Below are 17452 nucleotides of genomic sequence, written 5' to 3'. Positions count from 1 at the left end.
CAACATGAAAAATTCATTAAATACTCGCAAAATAGTTATTACTATAATTATGGGTATTATTAGTGTGATATTTATATCTCCATTTATTTGGATGATAACAACTTCTTTTAAACTTGAAATAGATGTTTTTAATTATCCTATAGAATGGATACCAACTAGAACGAATGGGTTTGCTAATTATCAAGAGGTTTGGTTTGGTAATGATCCTTTTTATCTATATTACTGGAACTCTATTAAAGTAGCAGTAATGACGACGGTAGTATCGGTAATCGTATCCGCACTAGCAGCTTATGGCTTTTCTAAGGTGAAATTTGGGGCAGCCTCTATGTTGTTCTTAGTCGTTTTAGCTACATATATGGTTCCGCCGCAAGCTAGTATAGTACCCCAATTTCTTTTGTATAGAGGTGTAGGTTTATTTGACACCCACTTAGGGTTGGTTTTAATTGGAAGCTTTAGTGCGCTTGGAACCTTTATGTTAAGACAATTTTTCATGGGTATACAGGATGATTATATTGACGCTGCAAAGATGGATGGAGCAGGTCATTTCCGGATTTTCTTTTCAATCGCTATGCCGATTGTCCGTCCAGCTATAGCAACATATGCAATATTGAGATTCATCTGGACATGGAATGATTATATGAATCCATTAATATTCCTTCGTACAGATTCTCTTTACACCATCCAGCTAGCAATGGAGAAATTCGCAACCATTAACGGGCAGTTTTACGCACTGACTATGGCTGCAGCTGTCTCGGCAATTATTCCATTATTGATCGTATTTATTATTGGTCAAAGACAAGTTATTGATGGTATTGCATTAGGAGGCGTTAAAGGTTAGTAAACTAACCTTTATATAAATTATAAACGTTGGAGAGGGGGTATTTTAAGAGAAATGAATAGTTTATGGAAAGGGATAAGGAATAGAAAGAGTTAAATTAAAACTAGGAGGTAATTTTTATGAAAAATAAACGTTGGTTTCTTATTATTAGTATTCTTACTCTCAGTGTTTTCATAATAGGGTGCGCCGAAGATAGTGGAAGCGCAAGTGATGATTCAGATGACGGTAACGGCGATGATGATCCTGTTACGATCAATGTTCATACACATGGAAATGAAGCTACCTATAATTGGGATGAAACAATTGCTGCATTCGAAGATGCTCATCCGGATATAGAAGTTAATTTAATCATTTTGAGTGAGAGTGGAGATACACAAGAAGCACTTCAAAATTTTGACTTAGCAGCTTCTTCTGGTGAAGAAATGGATGTCATAATGTTTCCAGATCCAGCTAGTTATTCACAACGTGTCGATTTAGGGTTAACTGCACCTCTGGATGAATTTATTGAAGAAGAAGGTTATGAAGTAACTGAAGAATACAAAGTTGATACAACAATAGGTGGCGAATACCATGCCCTTCCAGGTAAGTTCAATCCATGGTATGTTATCTTAAATAAGGATCATCTAGATGAAGCAGGGCTGGAAGTTCCAACAGACTGGACATGGGATGAATTTCAACAATATGCCAAGGATTTAACGACTGAGGATCATTACGGGACGTATTTTCATGGTCCTCAAAATGGCTCGTGGATGGAATATCTATCATTACACCTTGCTAGTAAACCAGAAGATACTTCCTATTTAAATGCGGATGGAAGTTCCAATCTTGATGATCCTTTATTCCGTGAAACGTTAGAATTGCGCTATGAAATGGAAAAAGTGGATGAGTCAGCAACACCTTATACAGAGATTTTGTCTTCACAACTTGATTATAGACAGCAATTATTTCAACAAAATACGAGTACATTGCTAATTGGAAGCTGGATGAACACGGAGTTAGGAGGAACGGATCAATTTCCATTAGATTTTGATATAGCAGTAGCGCCATATCCCAAAAATGAAGCTGATGGTGAAGGTGGATATACGCCAGTTACGACTGACTTTATGTCTTTAGCTGCAAATTCAGAGAACAAGGAAGCTGCTTATGACTTTATAAGATGGTATACAACAGAAGGGCAACTTGCACAAGGGGCAAATATACCATCTTGGAATGAAATAGATGATAGTGAATTAGCTGGAATTATCGATGATATTCTTGCCGAAACAAACAATCCAGAAAAGGTAGATAAGGAATCACTAATTAATGTAATAACAAACTCACAAGCTTCTAAAATAGTGGAACCATCTTCCTATCAAGCAGAAGTCTTCAATGCTGTTAGTGATGAGTATGAAAGTTTAATATATGATGAACAAGATATTGATGAAACAATCGATAACGCAGAAGAAAAAGTAGAAGAAATTATTTCTGAAAATCAATAAAGACGAGAAAAACTGCAGGGGGGAGTAGCTTATACTATTCCCTTTTTTGCAGTATGTCATATCTAATTAGAGAAAACTGAAAACAACCGTATCATGGAAATCTCTAGGAGGACCGTATGAATCAGATAGAAATACAAACCATCTTGGAAAATAGTGATCAATGTAATCGTTCATTATTATTTACAACGAAACAAGAACAATACGATTGGCTGGAAAAGCTAAATACTCAAACGCAGTACAAACAACAGGTTGATGAAATTAGGGAAGAAGCAAAGAGACTGCTTGAAGAACCACAAGAGACGTTATCGTATTCATTGTTTAAACTGTTTCATGAGACTGGCTCAAGAAAAGAATATGAAGAAGTCTATTTTGCCAAAAGAAGGCGTTTGAATACGTTCACCCTTATGAGTGTGCTTGAAAAAGATAACCCTTCATATCTGGAAGAATTTGAAAATATTATTTGGTCTATTTGTAATGAGTATACGTGGTGTCTACCGGCACATTTAAATGATGATAATGAAACTTCATATCATAGACCTTTTCCGTTTCAAGAAAAGACAACGCATCATACGATCGACTTATTTGCAGCAGAAACTGGGTTTACGTTAAGTGAAATTTTGCGATTAACGGAAGATTTATTGGACCCATTATTAAAAAAACGAATACATCAAGAGATTGATCAACGGATTATGGTGCCGTATCGAACAACTACGTTCCATTGGGAAACAGCTACCCATAATTGGGCTGCAGTTTGTGCAGGTTCAATAGGCGCAATAGCGTTACATTTATTTGAAGATAATAAAGAACTTTCCATTGTAATAGAACGCGTACTCCGTACCATGAATTATTATTTAGATGGTTTCACACATGATGGGACATGTTTGGAAGGTTATGGGTACTGGCAATATGGTTTTGGCTATTATGTTTATTTTTCTGATTTATTAAAGAAGCGAACAGATGGAAATATAAATACATTTGATTTAGAAAAAGTACATCAGATTGCGCTTTTTCAACAAAAGATTTTTTTGAATAAAGAAAGAGTGGTTAATTTTTCTGATGCTTCTCCCACAGCTACGATTCCTTTAGGGCTTAGTCATTATTTGGCGCATATGTATAACGATTTTGAGACACCTGAATATGAACTACGTGCATATTATAAAGAAGATCATACTAGCAGGTGGGCTCCAGCATTTAGAAATTTACTGTGGTTTGATCCAGAACTTGCAGGAAGACCTTGGAGCAATGCAACATACTATCTTAATGAATCCCAATGGCTTATTTCAAGACATTTAACGGAAAAAGGTCATCCTTACGTATTTGCTGCAAAAGGTGGGCATAACGATGAACCGCATAATCATAATGATATCGGTCACTTTTTACTTTATGGAGGCAATGAGATTTTCTTAAAAGATTTAGGAAATGGATTGTACAATAAAGATTACTTTGCTTCTAACAGGTATTCTTTTGTTGGAAATGGTTCTCAAGGGCATTCTGTTCCGATAATCAATCATCACTATCAACGGGATGGTAGCTCGCATTATTCAACTGTTGAGAATGTAACACTAAATGAAAGAGAAGAACGATTTTGTATTGATATGACAAAAGGATATGCGGTAGAAAGTTTACACCAATTAGCTAGAGAATATAGGTGGAAAAAAACAAATGAGCCAACTCTTACGTTATTGGATACGTATATATTCGATGACCAACCTGAGTCTATAATAGAACGGATAATCATTCCACCTCTTTTAATAAAGGAAGAACCTGGTTTCCTCCTTCTTGAAGGGAGTAGTAAGTTAAAAATAAAGTTTGACCAAGAAAAGTTACAACTGAAAATAAATAAATTTGAATTCACGAACCATTTTGGGGAAGTTGAAAATAATATTGCACTTGACTTTTTGGTGAGAAAACCAGAAAAGAACATGCACGTACAGCTTGATTTTGAATTCGAGTAACTAAATGTATTGTGCGGGAGGTATAAATAGTGAGAACAGCTGATTTACCGATTAAGAATAATAAACTTCAGACAAAAAGGGATGTAGAACAAGCTTTAAAACAAATTGGTGATCCTGTAAGGCCATTTTATAGCAAAGGTTTTGCGAAATTGCACATAGGAAATACAAGTGCTTCGTTCCCTGATTCCGTTGCAGAGATGGAAGGTTTCTCCAGATTGTTATGGGGGCTTGTCCCCCTGTTAGCAGGCGGAGAAGATTATGATTTGTGGGACTTGCATCTTGAAGGTATAAAAAACGGAACGAACCCATTACATGAAGAATATTGGGGAGAAATAAATGACTATGATCAGAGAATCGTTGAGATGGCTGCATTTGGGGTTGCCTTGGCACTCATACCAGACAAGATCTGGGATCCACTAAGTAAAGAAGAAAAAGATAATTTAACTACTTGGTTGCAACAAGTTAATGACCATCCTGTCCATGATTGTAACTGGCTATTCTTCCGAGTATTAGTAAATTTGGGTTTGAAAAAAATTGGGGAATCGTATGATGCACAAAGAATGGAAAAAGATTTAGACAGAATCGAACAGTTTTATCTAGGCGATGGCTGGTATGCTGATGGGGTAAATGCGCACGTGGATTACTATATTCCTTTTGCTATCCATTACTATAGCCTCTTTTATGCAAAGTTAATGAAAGATGATGATCCAGAACGGGCAAAACGTTATAAAGACAGAGCGAGTATGTTCGCTGATCAGTTTGTTTATTGGTTTGCAAAAGATGGGTCAGCAATTCCGTATGGCAGAAGTCTGACGTACCGGTTTGCACAATCTGCATTTTGGAGTGCTATGGTATTTGCCGAAGTAGAGGGTTCATTTTCATATGGTGTTATGAAAGGACTTATACTAAATAATTTACGTTGGTGGTTTCAACAGCCAATTTTTAAACGTGATGGTAGTTTAACAGTTGGTTATCGATATCCAAACCTTATTATGGGGGAAGGTTACAATTCTTCAGGATCACCGTATTGGGCTTTAAAAACATTTCTGATTTTAGCGCTTACGAAGGAACATCCATTTTGGCAATCAGAAGAACTACCGCTCCCGCCCTTACATGAAAAGTCGGTACAACATTCTCCGCATCTAGTATTGTACAGACAGGAAGAAAAGAATCATGTTGTAGCGTTTAATTCGGGTCATCTGTCAACGAATAATCATGCACATACGTCAGCTAAATATGAGAAATTCGCGTATTCAAACTTCTTTGGTTTTAGTGTGCCAAGAGCGGAATGGGGGCTGGAACAAGGGGCTTTTGATTCCATGCTTGCTTTAAGTGAAGGCGATAATATTTATAGAGTAAAGAGGAAAAGTGAGGAAACAAAAATAGAAGGAAGTATCATTCATTCAAAATGGATGCCATGGTTCGATGTGGAAGTGAATACGTGGATAATACCTGGATCTCCTTGGCATATACGGATTCATCGCATTGTCACAGAAAGATATTTAGATACAGCAGAAGGCGGATTTGCCTTAGGATTGGAGAATGAATATTTCGAAAATCAGGCTATCGATAAGGTTCAGAACGAAATGAATACGCTCGCCAGGTTTCCATGGGGTGTTAGTGGAATAAGAAGCATATATGGAAATGGTAAACCAAAATTAATTTATCCAAATTCAAATACGAATCTCATCCATTCTCGTACCGTAATTCCTACTGTAACCAATGAGATAAACCAAGGTGTCCATTGGCTTGTGTCAGCTGTTTTTGGGGAACCAGGTTTGGATACAGGAAAGTGGAATACACCTCCTAAGGTTGAGATTGTAAATGATAAGATCATCGTACATTCAGAAAATGGAGAACATATTAGATTTCAAAAGGATATGAAAGCTGTAATAAAATAGAATTTGTTAAGAAATGACATGAACTGGAGGATAATTATCCTAGAATTTAATTGTGGAAATCAATCGCTATATAATCAAAAAGCAACCTGTGGAATTCATACGTTCCACAGGTTGCTTTTGGTTTGAACAAATCAATTCTTATAAATCCAATAAGTTAGGCAAAAACAAACTTATTTGTGGAACATATGTTACGAGCATTAATAATGCGAAAATTGCTGCATAGAAAGGAAGAAGGGGTTTTATTACTTCTTCTATCTTCACCTTACCTATACTAGAACCTACAAATAATCCGGTTCCAACAGGTGGCGTTATTGTACCGATACACAAGTTTAGGATGAAGAATATACCAAAGTGTACTGGATCTAAACCGATGCCCTCAGCTATAGGTAAAAATATCGGTGTAAAAATTAATATAGCAGGCGCAACATCCATAACGGTACCAACAAGTAATAATACAAGATTAATAATTAATAATATAATGATTGGATTTTCTGAAATATTTAATACTAAATTACTTAAAGCATCTGGCATCCCGGTTATTGCCATCGCAAATGTCATTAAAGATGAAGCTGCTATTAACAACATGATGACTCCCGTTAATTCAACGGCATGGATAACAACATTTGGTAATTGCTTAATGGTAAGCGTCTTATAATAAATAAGAGCTAAAAATAATGAATAAACAACACATATTGCGGATGCTTCTATCGCTGTAAAGATTCCTGTAAGTATGCCTCCAATGACAATAACAATCAACAATAGACTTGGTATCGCGTCAAGTATTATTTTTTTCGCATTTTCATTTTTAGCCTTTGGTGCTATTGGATAGTTTCTCTTTTTGGCTATTACATATGCTACTACCATAACAGCTAATATCCATAGTATACCTATGACAAGTCCACCCATGAATAAAGCTGCAATAGAGGTTCCACCACTTATTAAAGAAAAGATAATAAATCCAGTACTAGGAGGTATTACCATCCCAGCAGGAGCTGATGCGATATTGACTGCTGCAGCAAATTTTCTATCATAACCTTCATTTACTTGAGACGGCACCATAACACCACCGATTGCTGTAGAGGCGGCAATTGCAGAACTAGAAATAGATCCAAAAAGTCCATTTCCAATTATATTCGTATGCGCTAATGAACCGTGGATTCTCCCACCAAATAACTTAGCGAAATCAATTAGTTTACTGGCAATCCCTCCATGGTTCATAATGATACCCGATAACATAAAAAATGGTACAGCTACTAGTGAAAAACTATCTAAACTTGATACCATGTTTTGTGCTGATGTAAAAACGGCAATGTCAAAAGGTAATACTAACATAACCGTAGCTAATGAAGCTATTGCTATACTTATAGCAATAGGTATGCCTACTGCTAATAAAATAGCAAATACAATAACTAAAATCAGACTGGCTTCTACTACCATATTATTTCACCTACTTTTGTTTATTTAGTTTTCTTCGTTAAACTTGTTTTTCTCATCCAAAAGTTCCATTATATTACAGCAGCTATAAAAAATTATTAATATTCCTGCCACCGGTAAAGCTAAGTATACGAGTCCCATTGGTAAACTCAGGGAAGGAGAAATCTGTGCCATTGTAAGCGAAACAGCTCTTATTCCTCCATAAACCATAATAACAGCTGCAAAAACTAGGAAACTACATTGAATCACTGTGTCTAATACTAGTTTCTTCGTGTGTTTCAATTTATTACTGAGAAGCGTAATCGCAATATGACTTTTCTTACCTACGACATAGGCTGCTGCTAACATGGAAAGCCAAATCAGACTAAATCTAATAAACTCTTCTGTCGTAGTACTTGGACTCTGTAATATATAACGGCTTAGAACCTGCCATGTTGCAACCGCTGTCATTAATAGGAACAAGGTAACCGTTATAATTTCAAGTGTCTTATCAACATATTTCTTTGTATGTTCCATTATTTAAATCCCCCCTATTGAATCACTCATTTTCAGCTAAATTTCGGATTGCTTCATAAACTTCACTGAATTCTTCATCTTTTTGAAACTCTTCATGGATTGGCTGTACAGCGTCTTGAAATGGTTTCTTATCCACCTCGTTATATTCGACACCATGCTCTTCTGCAGCTATTTCTTTCTCATTTTCAACGGCCTCACGCCAAACTTCTTTTTGAAATGCTGTTGATTCTTCTGCCGATTCAAAAACAGCTTCCCTCTGTTGCTCTGTTAAACTATCTAATGTTTCTTTATTCATAACAATAATGTCAGGAACTCTTGTATGTTCATCATACGAGTAATATTTAGCCACATCACCATGTCCTGCAGTATCTAATACAAATTCATTATTTTCTGCTCCATCAATAATCCCTTGCTGTAATGACGTATATACTTCATCACTTCCCATTGGTGTAGGTGAGCCGCCTAATAATTCAATCATTTCTATAGCTGTTTCACTTTGCATTACTCTTATATTTTTCCCTTGTAAATCATCAGGTGTTTCCACAGGTCCATCTGTCATGTAAAAGTTTCTTGCTCCGGAATCATAGTATGTTAATCCGGTTAAACCTACATCTTCTGTTGATTGATAGATCGGATCCATTATTTCACTATTTTCCAGTACTTGATAATAATGGTCTTCACTATCAAACAAATACGGGATTCCAAAAATAGAATATTGATTTGAGAACCCTTCCAATGCAGATCCACTTACTTTTGTAATGTCGGTTGCATCGGTTTGTGTTAATTCGATAAGTTCTCTTTCCCCTCCTAGTTGGCCATCAGGAAAATATTCCACGTCAAGTTGACCATTTGTTTTTTCCGCTAGTAATCTTCCGAATTCATTCATTGCATCTATAACAGGTTGACTGTTACTGGCATAAGCGAATCGTAAAACTTCTTTATCTTCTGCTTTTGATATATTACTGCAACCGGATACAATTCCGAATAGTAATAAGCAGGTGAGTAGTACAAAGGTATTTCGTTTCATTTTATCTCCTCCGTGTAATCATTCTTTAGAATCAGTTTCAGTGATGGTGAACTATTTCAAAAATAATTGTGAGAATTTTGTTATGTGTTAACGTTTTCATTATATTTTAAAATAATACAAATATAAAGTCAACCAAAAAACAATAAATAACAAGTAAACAAATATAAAACAATGTTGGAATTGTATTATTATTTGGTGGAAGTCATAATATGAAAACATATGAAACAAGAAAAAGTACTTCCGAATTTGAGAATAATATGCATGGTTTTATAAGACAGCACGAAAATAAAGCGATACCATAGGTTTATGAAATAAACAAACTGGAAGGGGAATAAAACATGTCAATCAAAAAAATTGGAATTATCATGAATGGTGTTACTGGCCGTATGGGAACAAATCAACATCTAATTCGTTCTATAGTGGCTATTCGCGAGCAAGGAGGAATTGAACTTGCCAATGGGGATAAAATTATGCCTGATCCGATTCTTGTTGGAAGACGTGAAAATAGATTGCAAGAGTTAGCAGAAGCCCATAATCTATCTCGCTGGACTACAAATGTCGAAGAAGCATTAGCCGATGATTACAATGAAATTTATTTTGACTCGCAAACGACCGTGCGTAGAGCGGAAGGAATACGTCGGGCTATTGAGGCAGGCAAACATATTTATTGTGAAAAACCAACAGCTACAAGTCTGGAAGAATCGGTGGAATTAGCAAGACTTGCAGATAAGGCAGGCGTGAAAAACGGAGTGGTACAGGACAAATTATACTTGCCGGGGCTTCTAAAATTAAAGAGATTAATAGATTCAGGTTTCTTCGGTGACATTTTAAGTGTACGTATGGAATTCGGTTATTGGGTATTTGAAGGAGATTGGCAGGAAGGCCAGCGCCCATCATGGAATTACCGCAAAGAAGATGGCGGTGGAATCATTTCTGATATGTACGCGCACTGGCGTTATGTTATTCATCACCTCTTCGGACAGATTAAATCCGTGTCTAATATAGGGGCTACGCATATTGAAGAGCGTGTTGATGAAAATGGTGAAAAGTATAAGGCTACAGCTGACGATGCTGCATACGGGACATTTGAACTGGAAAATGGAATTATCGTGCAAGCAAATTCTTCTTGGGCTGTTCGCGTAAACCGTGATGATCTTTTAACTGTACAAGTGGATGGAACAGAAGGAAGTGCAGTTGCTGGATTGAGAGATTGTAAGGTTCAGCATCGTGTGAATACACCTAAGCCAACCTGGAATCCGGACATTCCAAATCCATTCGATTTTGAATCACAATGGCAGGATGTACCTGCTAATCAGGAGTTTGATAATGCATTTAAAGTGCAATGGGAAATGTTCTTAAAACATGTCGTGGCAGATGAGCCGTATGATTTAGATTTAATGGAAGGGGCCAAAGGAACACAACTCTCGGAATTGGCACTTCAATCATGGGAAGAACGACGTTGGGTAGATGTACCTGAGTTAAATTAAATGGAGGGATTATGTTGGTTCAAGCATTAAAATTACCAAAAAAAGGTGGAGAATTATATACTTATCAGCCAAAGGAAGCCGTGTCGTTAGAGGTTTCAGAAGAAAAACAATTTAAGAAACGCATTGTTTTTTCAGCTGCACATGTTGTCAGTGATCCATTTGCAGGTACGGATCCGATTAATGATAGTCAAATCGATTGGGACGCTACGATGCAATACCGTCACTATTTATGGTCACAAGGTTTAGGTGTTGCAGAGGCAATGGATACCGCACAACGTGGCATGGGATTGAATTGGAGTCATGCACAACAATTAATCAGTCGCTCCATGAAAGAAGCGAAAGCTGTAAATGGAAAAATCGCCTGTGGTGCTGGCACTGATCACCTAACACCACGACCTGATTTGTCCATTGAAGAAGTAGAGGCGGCTTATGAAGAGCAATGCGAATTTGTCGAAAATGAAGGTGGCCAAATCATTTTAATGGCAAGTCGAGCTTTAGCAGCCTGTGCCAAAAATCCTGAAGATTATGAGCGGGTATATAGAAATATATTAGGCAAGGTTTTTCAGCCTGTGATATTACACTGGTTAGGCGATATGTTCGATCCAGCATTAAAAGGATATTGGGGCCATGAAAACATCGATAAAGCGATGGAAGTATGCCTACGTGTCATTAAAGAAAATGAAGCCAAGATCGACGGCATTAAAGTGTCATTGTTGGATGATCAACGGGAAATTCAAATGAGACGCCTGCTTCCTGATAGTGTCAAAATGTACACAGGTGATGATTTTAATTATCCAGACCTCATTCGTGGAGACGAACAAGGATATAGTCATGCACTACTTGGAATATTTGATGCCATTGCACCTGCAGCAGCTGCAGCCATGCATGCACTAGATAAAGACGATTTCGAGCGTTATCATTCTATCTTGGATAAAACAGTTCCGTTAGCACGTCATATTTTTCAAAAACCAACATACGCATACAAAACAGGTGTTGTATTTATGGCGTATCTAAACGGTCATCAGCCTCATTTTCGTATGATTGGCGGGGCAGAGGGACAACGCTCTATTGTCCATCTCTCTGAGCTATTCGTCATGGCAGATGAAGCCGGATTACTACGAAATCCTGAACTTGCCGTTGAGAGAATGAAAATTGTTTTAGCACAAGCAGGGGTTAAGCAATTTTAATAAAGGTAGCATCACCAATTTGAGGGGATTCTTCCCCTCATTAAAATATAGTACAACTTAAGGGAGGTTTAAAAATGGCAACAGAAAAACCATTATTGGAAAATCTCAGCTTAAATCAGATTACAACAGAATATTGGAGTCTGAAAGAAGCTGTTGATGGTTGTGTAAAAGCCGATATACCATGGATTTCGTTATGGCGTCATAAGATTGATGAAATCGGGCTTTCCGAAAGCAAAAAGATTATCACAGATTCTGGATTAAAACTTTCCAGTTTATGTCGTGGTGGCATGTTTCCTGCTGTTACAGCCGAGCAACGTCAAAAAAGCTTGGATGATAACCGCCGTGCTGTTGAGGAAGCGGCAGAATTAGGTACGGATGTCTTAGTATTGGTTTGTGGGTCAGCGCCAGATCGTGATATTCATACATCACGAAAATGGGTGGAAGAAGGTATCGAACAACTAGTTCCCTTCGCTGAATCTTACGGGGTCAAATTGGGAATCGAACCACTTCACCCCATGTATGCCGCAGATCGATCTGTTGTTGTGAGTTTAGGTCAGGCGAACAAAATGGCTGAAAAATATAATGCGAACCAAGTTGGCGTTGTCGTAGACGTGTTTCATGTTTGGTGGGATCCTGATTTATATAATCAAATAGAGCGTGCCAAAGGACGTATTCTAGGATTCCATGTGTCTGATTGGTCTGTACCAATAACAGATACATTTAAAGCGCGCCACATGATGGGTGACGGTGTGATTGAAATTCGCCGTATTAGACAAGCGGTTGAACAAGCGGGCTATCACGGTCCAATAGAAGTGGAAATCATGAATCAAGCATTGTGGGACACACCCGGTGATGAAGTACTTTCTTTGATAAAGGAACGTTTTGTGGAACATGTATGATACTAGGGGCTGACGAGAATCTTGTCAGCCACTTTCTGTTTCTATAATTTTTACATTAAATCACAAAGGTGGGAAAATGATGTTTAATGAAAAACTACCAAAGATCTGGTATGGAGGAGACTATAATCCCGAACAATGGGATGAGGAAGTTTGGGATGAAGATGTTCGTATGTTTAAACTTGCGGGAATAGATGTTGCAACACTAAATGTTTTTAGTTGGGCGTTAAATCAGCCGGATGAAAATACGTACCATTTTGAAGCACTTGATGCAACGATTGATCGATTATATGAGAATGGGATTTATACTTGTTTGGGAACAAGTACGGCAGCACACCCAGCATGGATGGCAAAAAAGTATCCTGATGTGCTAAGGGTTGATTTCAATGGAAGAAAAAGAAAGTTTGGCGGAAGACATAATTCTTGTCCGAACAGTCCAACGTATCGAACATATTCAGAACGAATGGCTGGAAAATTAGCCGAACTCTACAAAGATCATCCGGCTGTCCTCGTTTGGCATGTCAATAATGAATATGGTGGGTACTGTTATTGTGATCAATGTGCTGAAGCATTTCGTGAATGGCTAAAGGAACGTTACGTTACAATAGAGGCAGTGAATAAAGTATGGAACACTCCTTTTTGGGGGCATACCTTTTATGAATGGGATGAGATCGTTCCACCAAATGAATTAAGTGAGGAATGGGGAGCTAATAACACAAACTTTCAAGGCATATCGCTCGATTATCGCAGGTTCCAGTCTGATAGTCTGTTAGAAAGTTTTAAATTAGAAAGAGATGCTATTCGTCCACATACACCTGAAATACCGATCACTACAAATTTGATGGGACTATATCAAGAACTTGATTATTTTAAATGGGCGAAAGAAATGGATGTTGTTTCCTGGGATAACTATCCGTCTATCGATACACCTGAAAGTATGACTGCAATGACCCATGATTTAATGAGAGGAGTAAAGAACGGCCAGCCATTTATGCTTATGGAACAAACGCCAAGTCAACAGAATTGGCAGGACTATAATGCGCTGAAGCGTCCGGGTGTAATGCGGTTATGGAGCTACCAATCCATAGCACATGGTGCGGATACTGTGCTGTTTTTCCAATTACGCCGGTCCATTGGTGCCACAGAAAAGTATCACGGCGCGGTTATTGAACATGTAGGGCATGAAAACACCCGTGTATTTAGAGAGACGGCGAAACTAGGAGAAGAGTTACAACAACTATCTGGCAAATTAGTAGACGCTCGCATTCCAGCAAAAGTTGCTATCGTATTTGATTGGGAAAATCGATGGGCTATCGATTTATCAAGTGGACCATCTATCGCTTTAGATTATGTAAAAGAAGTGCATAAGTTTTATAATGCTTTTTATAAGCAACACATTCAAGTAGATATGATTGGTGTGGAGGATGATCTGACGAAGTACGATATCGTAATAGCACCAGTACTTTATATGGTAAAAGAGAATTACGCCCAAAAATTAGAGGCCTTCGTTCATAATGGAGGTACATTTGTAACAACATTCTTTAGTGGAATTGTAAATGAAAGCGATTTAGTGACGTTAGGCGGTTACCCAGGAGAATTAAGAAACCTGCTTGGGATCTGGTCCGAAGAAATTGATGCATTACATCCAGACCAGAAAAACAGAATGGTTATGAAAGAAAGACATGGTAACTTAGAAGGCGACTATGAATGCAATATACTTTTTGACTTGATTCATTCAGAAGGAGCAGAAGTAGTAGCTGAATACGGGACTGATTTTTATCAAGGGATGCCTGTCGTAACGAAAAACTGTTTTGGAAGTGGCGAGGCCTGGTATATTGCATCAAGTCCAGATGAGGATTTCCTAGAAGATTTTGCCGCTAACCTTTGTGAAGAAAAAGGCATTCACCCACTGTTGGAAGCTGACGCTGGTATTGAAGTGTCTAACCGTGTGAAGGATGGAAATAGTTATTTATTTGTGTTGAACCACAGTGACGAAAAGCGTGACTTTCATTTAGGTGATAAAGAAAAGAAAGATGCATTAACGCAAAAGGTTATGACAGGAACCGTAACCATAGAACCCAAAGAGGTAATGATATTAGAATAACTAACTAAAAAAGTGTCAAATACATTGACACTTTTTTATAAGGCATTTCATGTTAGTTGAATTCGATGGTTTTGCCTTTCTTGCTCCATTCTACATTTTGATCACTTGGTAAACGCCAATTTTCAAAGCATGTGAGTAGTGTATCAGCTAAACCATCAATCCAATATAATTTCTGGTTATTCTCATAGTTCGTCAAATGCTTGGGAAAGTATGGGGCTTCAGGTACAGATTGATGCATTGCGTAGATACAGTTCACATGTGCAGAAGCAGCCTCTGAGCCACATAGAATTTGCTGATTATCTTGTTGAATAGCATGTATGCAGACATCTAATTTAGCAAGATGTTCGTTTTCTGGATCGCCGTATACTTTTTTTGTCCCGTCTTTCCAGTATGCTATAATCGTGCTGTCTTCATATCCTGATTCATAATGGATAACGGCATTTTCGCATTCTATTACAAATTGAGGTTCTCTCGTTTCTTTCACTGCATGTGTAGCATAATAATAAATGTCGATATTTGATGTCGTTTGCACCTTAACGGCAGAAGTATCAAATGTTTCTATCGCGTTTGTTCGATATAACTCGGCTGTAACATTTTTGATTTGAGCACTAGTGTCTACTGTATTCCCAGTCACATATAATAGATGATGTAAAAAGTGAGCAGTAGCATTATTGGCAACGCTATCAAATATCATGTCACCTGTAGAGCTATACTTTTTACCCGCCCAATTGGAACGATTGAAGTAATCGAGGCTGCGAGGCCATAAAGCAATACTCTTTAAGCGTTTTACTTTACCGAATTCGCCGCTCAATATATCCTTTTTCAATTGTTGCACGGATGGCGTAAAGGACCAATTAAAACCGACCGCTAAAAATTTTCCAGTTTTGTCACGTGTATCAATCATGCTTTGAACATCTTCTGGATTAGCACTCATTGGTTTTTCACAAAGCACATTGCTTCCATGATTCATGGCATAACAAGATTGTTCCATATGTAGGTGGATTGGGGTAGAGATAATTGCTAAATCGCTTTTATTTGTACGATAAAATTCATTCATAGATTCATATATTGGAATGTCTCTATTTATAATTTCTTCATAATAATCAGACCGTTTGGGGTTTATATCTACTACTCCTACCAAGGATGCGCTTCTATTTTTCTTTGTTAATAATTCGTTTAGATACACGTTTCCATAACCACTCATACCTACTAATAATATAGATACTTTTTTAGTCATCAGCATTGTACTCCTTCTTTAATAGGGCATAATAACAGAATAGAACCTATTATAATTTTTAAAAATGTAGTATTAATATACTATTCAATATATCATAAGATAATAATATATTCAGTAGATTTCTAAAATACAGATGGAATTCATTTTTAATTCCAGAGATTAGTAAAGGAGACCATTATGAATATAGTTCTAGCACCAGATTCATATAAAGGAAGTTTAACTTCGATACAAGTATCTGAAATAATGAAAAACGCAATTTTAGAAGTGAATAGGAATCATCATGTTATCATGAAGCCAATGGCAGATGGTGGAGAAGGAACACTACAGGCTCTATTGACATCCATGGATGGTGAAAATATTCCTATTACATGCACAGGACCACTTGGAAAAAAAATAAGCACAAATTATGCCATCGTTAACTCAAAAACAGCCATCATTGAATTTGCAACTATTGCAGGCTTAATACAAGTTCCAGTGGATGAACGAAACCCTGACTATACCACATCTTTTGGAGTAGGAGAGGTAATGATCGATGCATTGAACAAAGGGTGTACTTCTTTCGTGATTTCGCTTGGCGGTAGCGCCACGAATGATGGTGGTTTAGGTATGCTGCTTGCGTTAGGAATGAAGGCATGGGATGAAAATAGGGAAGAAATAGGTGCGTTTGGTAAAGATTTAAAGCATGTCAAAAAAGTAAGTTTTACAAAATTGGATGCAAGACTAGCAAAAAGTGATATAAAGGTTGCTTGTGACGTTAGCAATCCATTATGCGGGGAACAAGGGGCAAGCGAAATTTTCGCACCGCAAAAAGGAGCGACCAAAAAACAAGTGGTTGAGTATGACGAGGCATTAAATCATTTTGGAGACTTAGTGGAAGCTGCGCTCAATAAGCCAATGAAGGAAATTTCAGGATCTGGTGCAGCAGGGGGCGTTGGTTTTGCTCTACTAGCGATGGAGGCACATTTAGTATCTGGTGCCCAACTGTTAGCAAATGCGATGAATATCGAACAAGCTGTAAAAAAAGCTGATTTAGTAATTACTGGTGAGGGCCAAAGTGATGAACAAACATTATTCGGAAAGGCACCAGGCTATATAGCATCGCTTGCCAAAAAACACAGCATACCGGTTATTTTAATTTCGGGTAGTCTTACCGGAGATTTAAATAAATTACGTGATCAGTTTTCTGGTTGTTTCTCCATCATTAACCAGCCACACTCACTGGAGGAATGTATGGATCAAGCAAACATCATGTTATATGAACAGACGAAGCAGGTCATTCAATTAGTAGCTTCCATAAGAGACCATACACTTCTAGAGAGATAATAATGATGTTAGTCTAAGAATTAGACAGAGAATAGAGATTTTTATAATGAAACGAAGATTTACAATCAG

Annotated in this window: 13 protein-coding genes; 9 read left to right on the top strand and 4 right to left on the bottom strand. The window is 37.4% G+C overall.

What is annotated here, in order from left to right; all coding sequences use genetic code 11:
* The first annotated feature begins 4 nt into the window (after positions 1-4).
* From OLD84_RS16105 to OLD84_RS16090, 4 genes are all read left to right on the top strand, one after another.
* Complete coding sequence (locus OLD84_RS16105) at positions 5-838, top strand: carbohydrate ABC transporter permease (RefSeq protein ID WP_209462456.1); 834 nt, start codon at positions 5-7, stop codon at positions 836-838.
* A gap of 119 nt (positions 839-957) precedes the next feature.
* Positions 958-2316 (top strand): ABC transporter substrate-binding protein, encoded by a 1359-nt coding sequence (locus OLD84_RS16100; RefSeq protein WP_209462455.1) that lies wholly within the window; start codon positions 958-960, stop codon positions 2314-2316.
* A 116-nt stretch (positions 2317-2432) separates the two neighbouring features.
* The gene (locus tag OLD84_RS16095) at positions 2433-4271 is read left to right on the top strand and encodes a heparinase II/III family protein (RefSeq protein WP_209462454.1); all 1839 of its coding nucleotides are present in this window, start codon (positions 2433-2435) and stop codon (positions 4269-4271) included.
* A 29-nt stretch (positions 4272-4300) separates the two neighbouring features.
* Positions 4301-6172, top strand: a complete 1872-nt coding sequence (locus tag OLD84_RS16090; protein ID WP_209462453.1) for a DUF2264 domain-containing protein — start codon at positions 4301-4303, stop codon at positions 6170-6172.
* A gap of 138 nt (positions 6173-6310) precedes the next feature.
* Here the strand turns inward: OLD84_RS16090 and OLD84_RS16085 are convergent, their stop codons facing one another.
* The 3 genes from OLD84_RS16085 to OLD84_RS16075 are packed head-to-tail and all read right to left on the bottom strand — an operon-like array spanning position 6311 to position 9149.
* On the bottom strand, positions 6311-7609 hold the full coding sequence (locus OLD84_RS16085; RefSeq protein WP_209462452.1) for a TRAP transporter large permease: 1299 nt from the start codon (positions 7607-7609) through the stop codon (positions 6311-6313).
* 24 nt (positions 7610-7633) lie between these two features.
* Positions 7634-8122, bottom strand: a complete 489-nt coding sequence (locus OLD84_RS16080; RefSeq protein ID WP_209462451.1) for a TRAP transporter small permease — start codon at positions 8120-8122, stop codon at positions 7634-7636.
* Between the two features lie 22 nt (positions 8123-8144).
* Positions 8145-9149: a TRAP transporter substrate-binding protein gene (locus OLD84_RS16075; RefSeq protein WP_209462450.1), complete on the bottom strand. Its 1005-nt coding sequence runs from the start codon at positions 9147-9149 to the stop codon at positions 8145-8147.
* 338 nt (positions 9150-9487) lie between these two features.
* Here OLD84_RS16075 and OLD84_RS16070 point away from each other — a divergent pair, with 338 nt between their 5' ends.
* From OLD84_RS16070 to OLD84_RS16055, 4 genes are all read left to right on the top strand, one after another.
* On the top strand, positions 9488-10636 hold the full coding sequence (locus OLD84_RS16070; protein WP_209462449.1) for a Gfo/Idh/MocA family protein: 1149 nt from the start codon (positions 9488-9490) through the stop codon (positions 10634-10636).
* Between the two features lie 14 nt (positions 10637-10650).
* The gene (locus OLD84_RS16065) at positions 10651-11823 is read left to right on the top strand and encodes a dihydrodipicolinate synthase family protein (protein WP_209462570.1); all 1173 of its coding nucleotides are present in this window, start codon (positions 10651-10653) and stop codon (positions 11821-11823) included.
* A 74-nt stretch (positions 11824-11897) separates the two neighbouring features.
* Positions 11898-12722, top strand: coding sequence for a sugar phosphate isomerase/epimerase family protein (locus OLD84_RS16060; RefSeq protein WP_209462448.1), 825 nt, complete (start codon positions 11898-11900; stop codon positions 12720-12722).
* A gap of 79 nt (positions 12723-12801) precedes the next feature.
* Positions 12802-14823, top strand: coding sequence for a beta-galactosidase (locus OLD84_RS16055; protein ID WP_209462569.1), 2022 nt, complete (start codon positions 12802-12804; stop codon positions 14821-14823).
* Between the two features lie 52 nt (positions 14824-14875).
* On the opposite strand, the gene OLD84_RS16050 is transcribed toward OLD84_RS16055, so the two are convergent.
* Entirely contained in the window at positions 14876-16060 is a 1185-nt protein-coding gene (locus tag OLD84_RS16050) for a Gfo/Idh/MocA family protein (protein WP_209462447.1), read from the bottom strand.
* Positions 16061-16237: 177 nt separating this feature from the next.
* Between OLD84_RS16050 and OLD84_RS16045 the strand changes: the two genes are divergently transcribed.
* Entirely contained in the window at positions 16238-17383 is a 1146-nt protein-coding gene (locus OLD84_RS16045) for a glycerate kinase (RefSeq protein ID WP_209462446.1), read from the top strand.
* The last annotated feature ends 69 nt before the right edge of the window (positions 17384-17452 follow it).

Source organism: Virgibacillus natechei (assembly GCF_026013645.1).
Taxonomy (GTDB): Bacteria; Bacillota; Bacilli; order Bacillales; family Amphibacillaceae; genus Virgibacillus_L; species Virgibacillus_L natechei.
The sequence above is the reverse complement of the archived record's forward strand: the minus strand, read 5'-3'. Positions and strand labels throughout refer to the sequence as shown.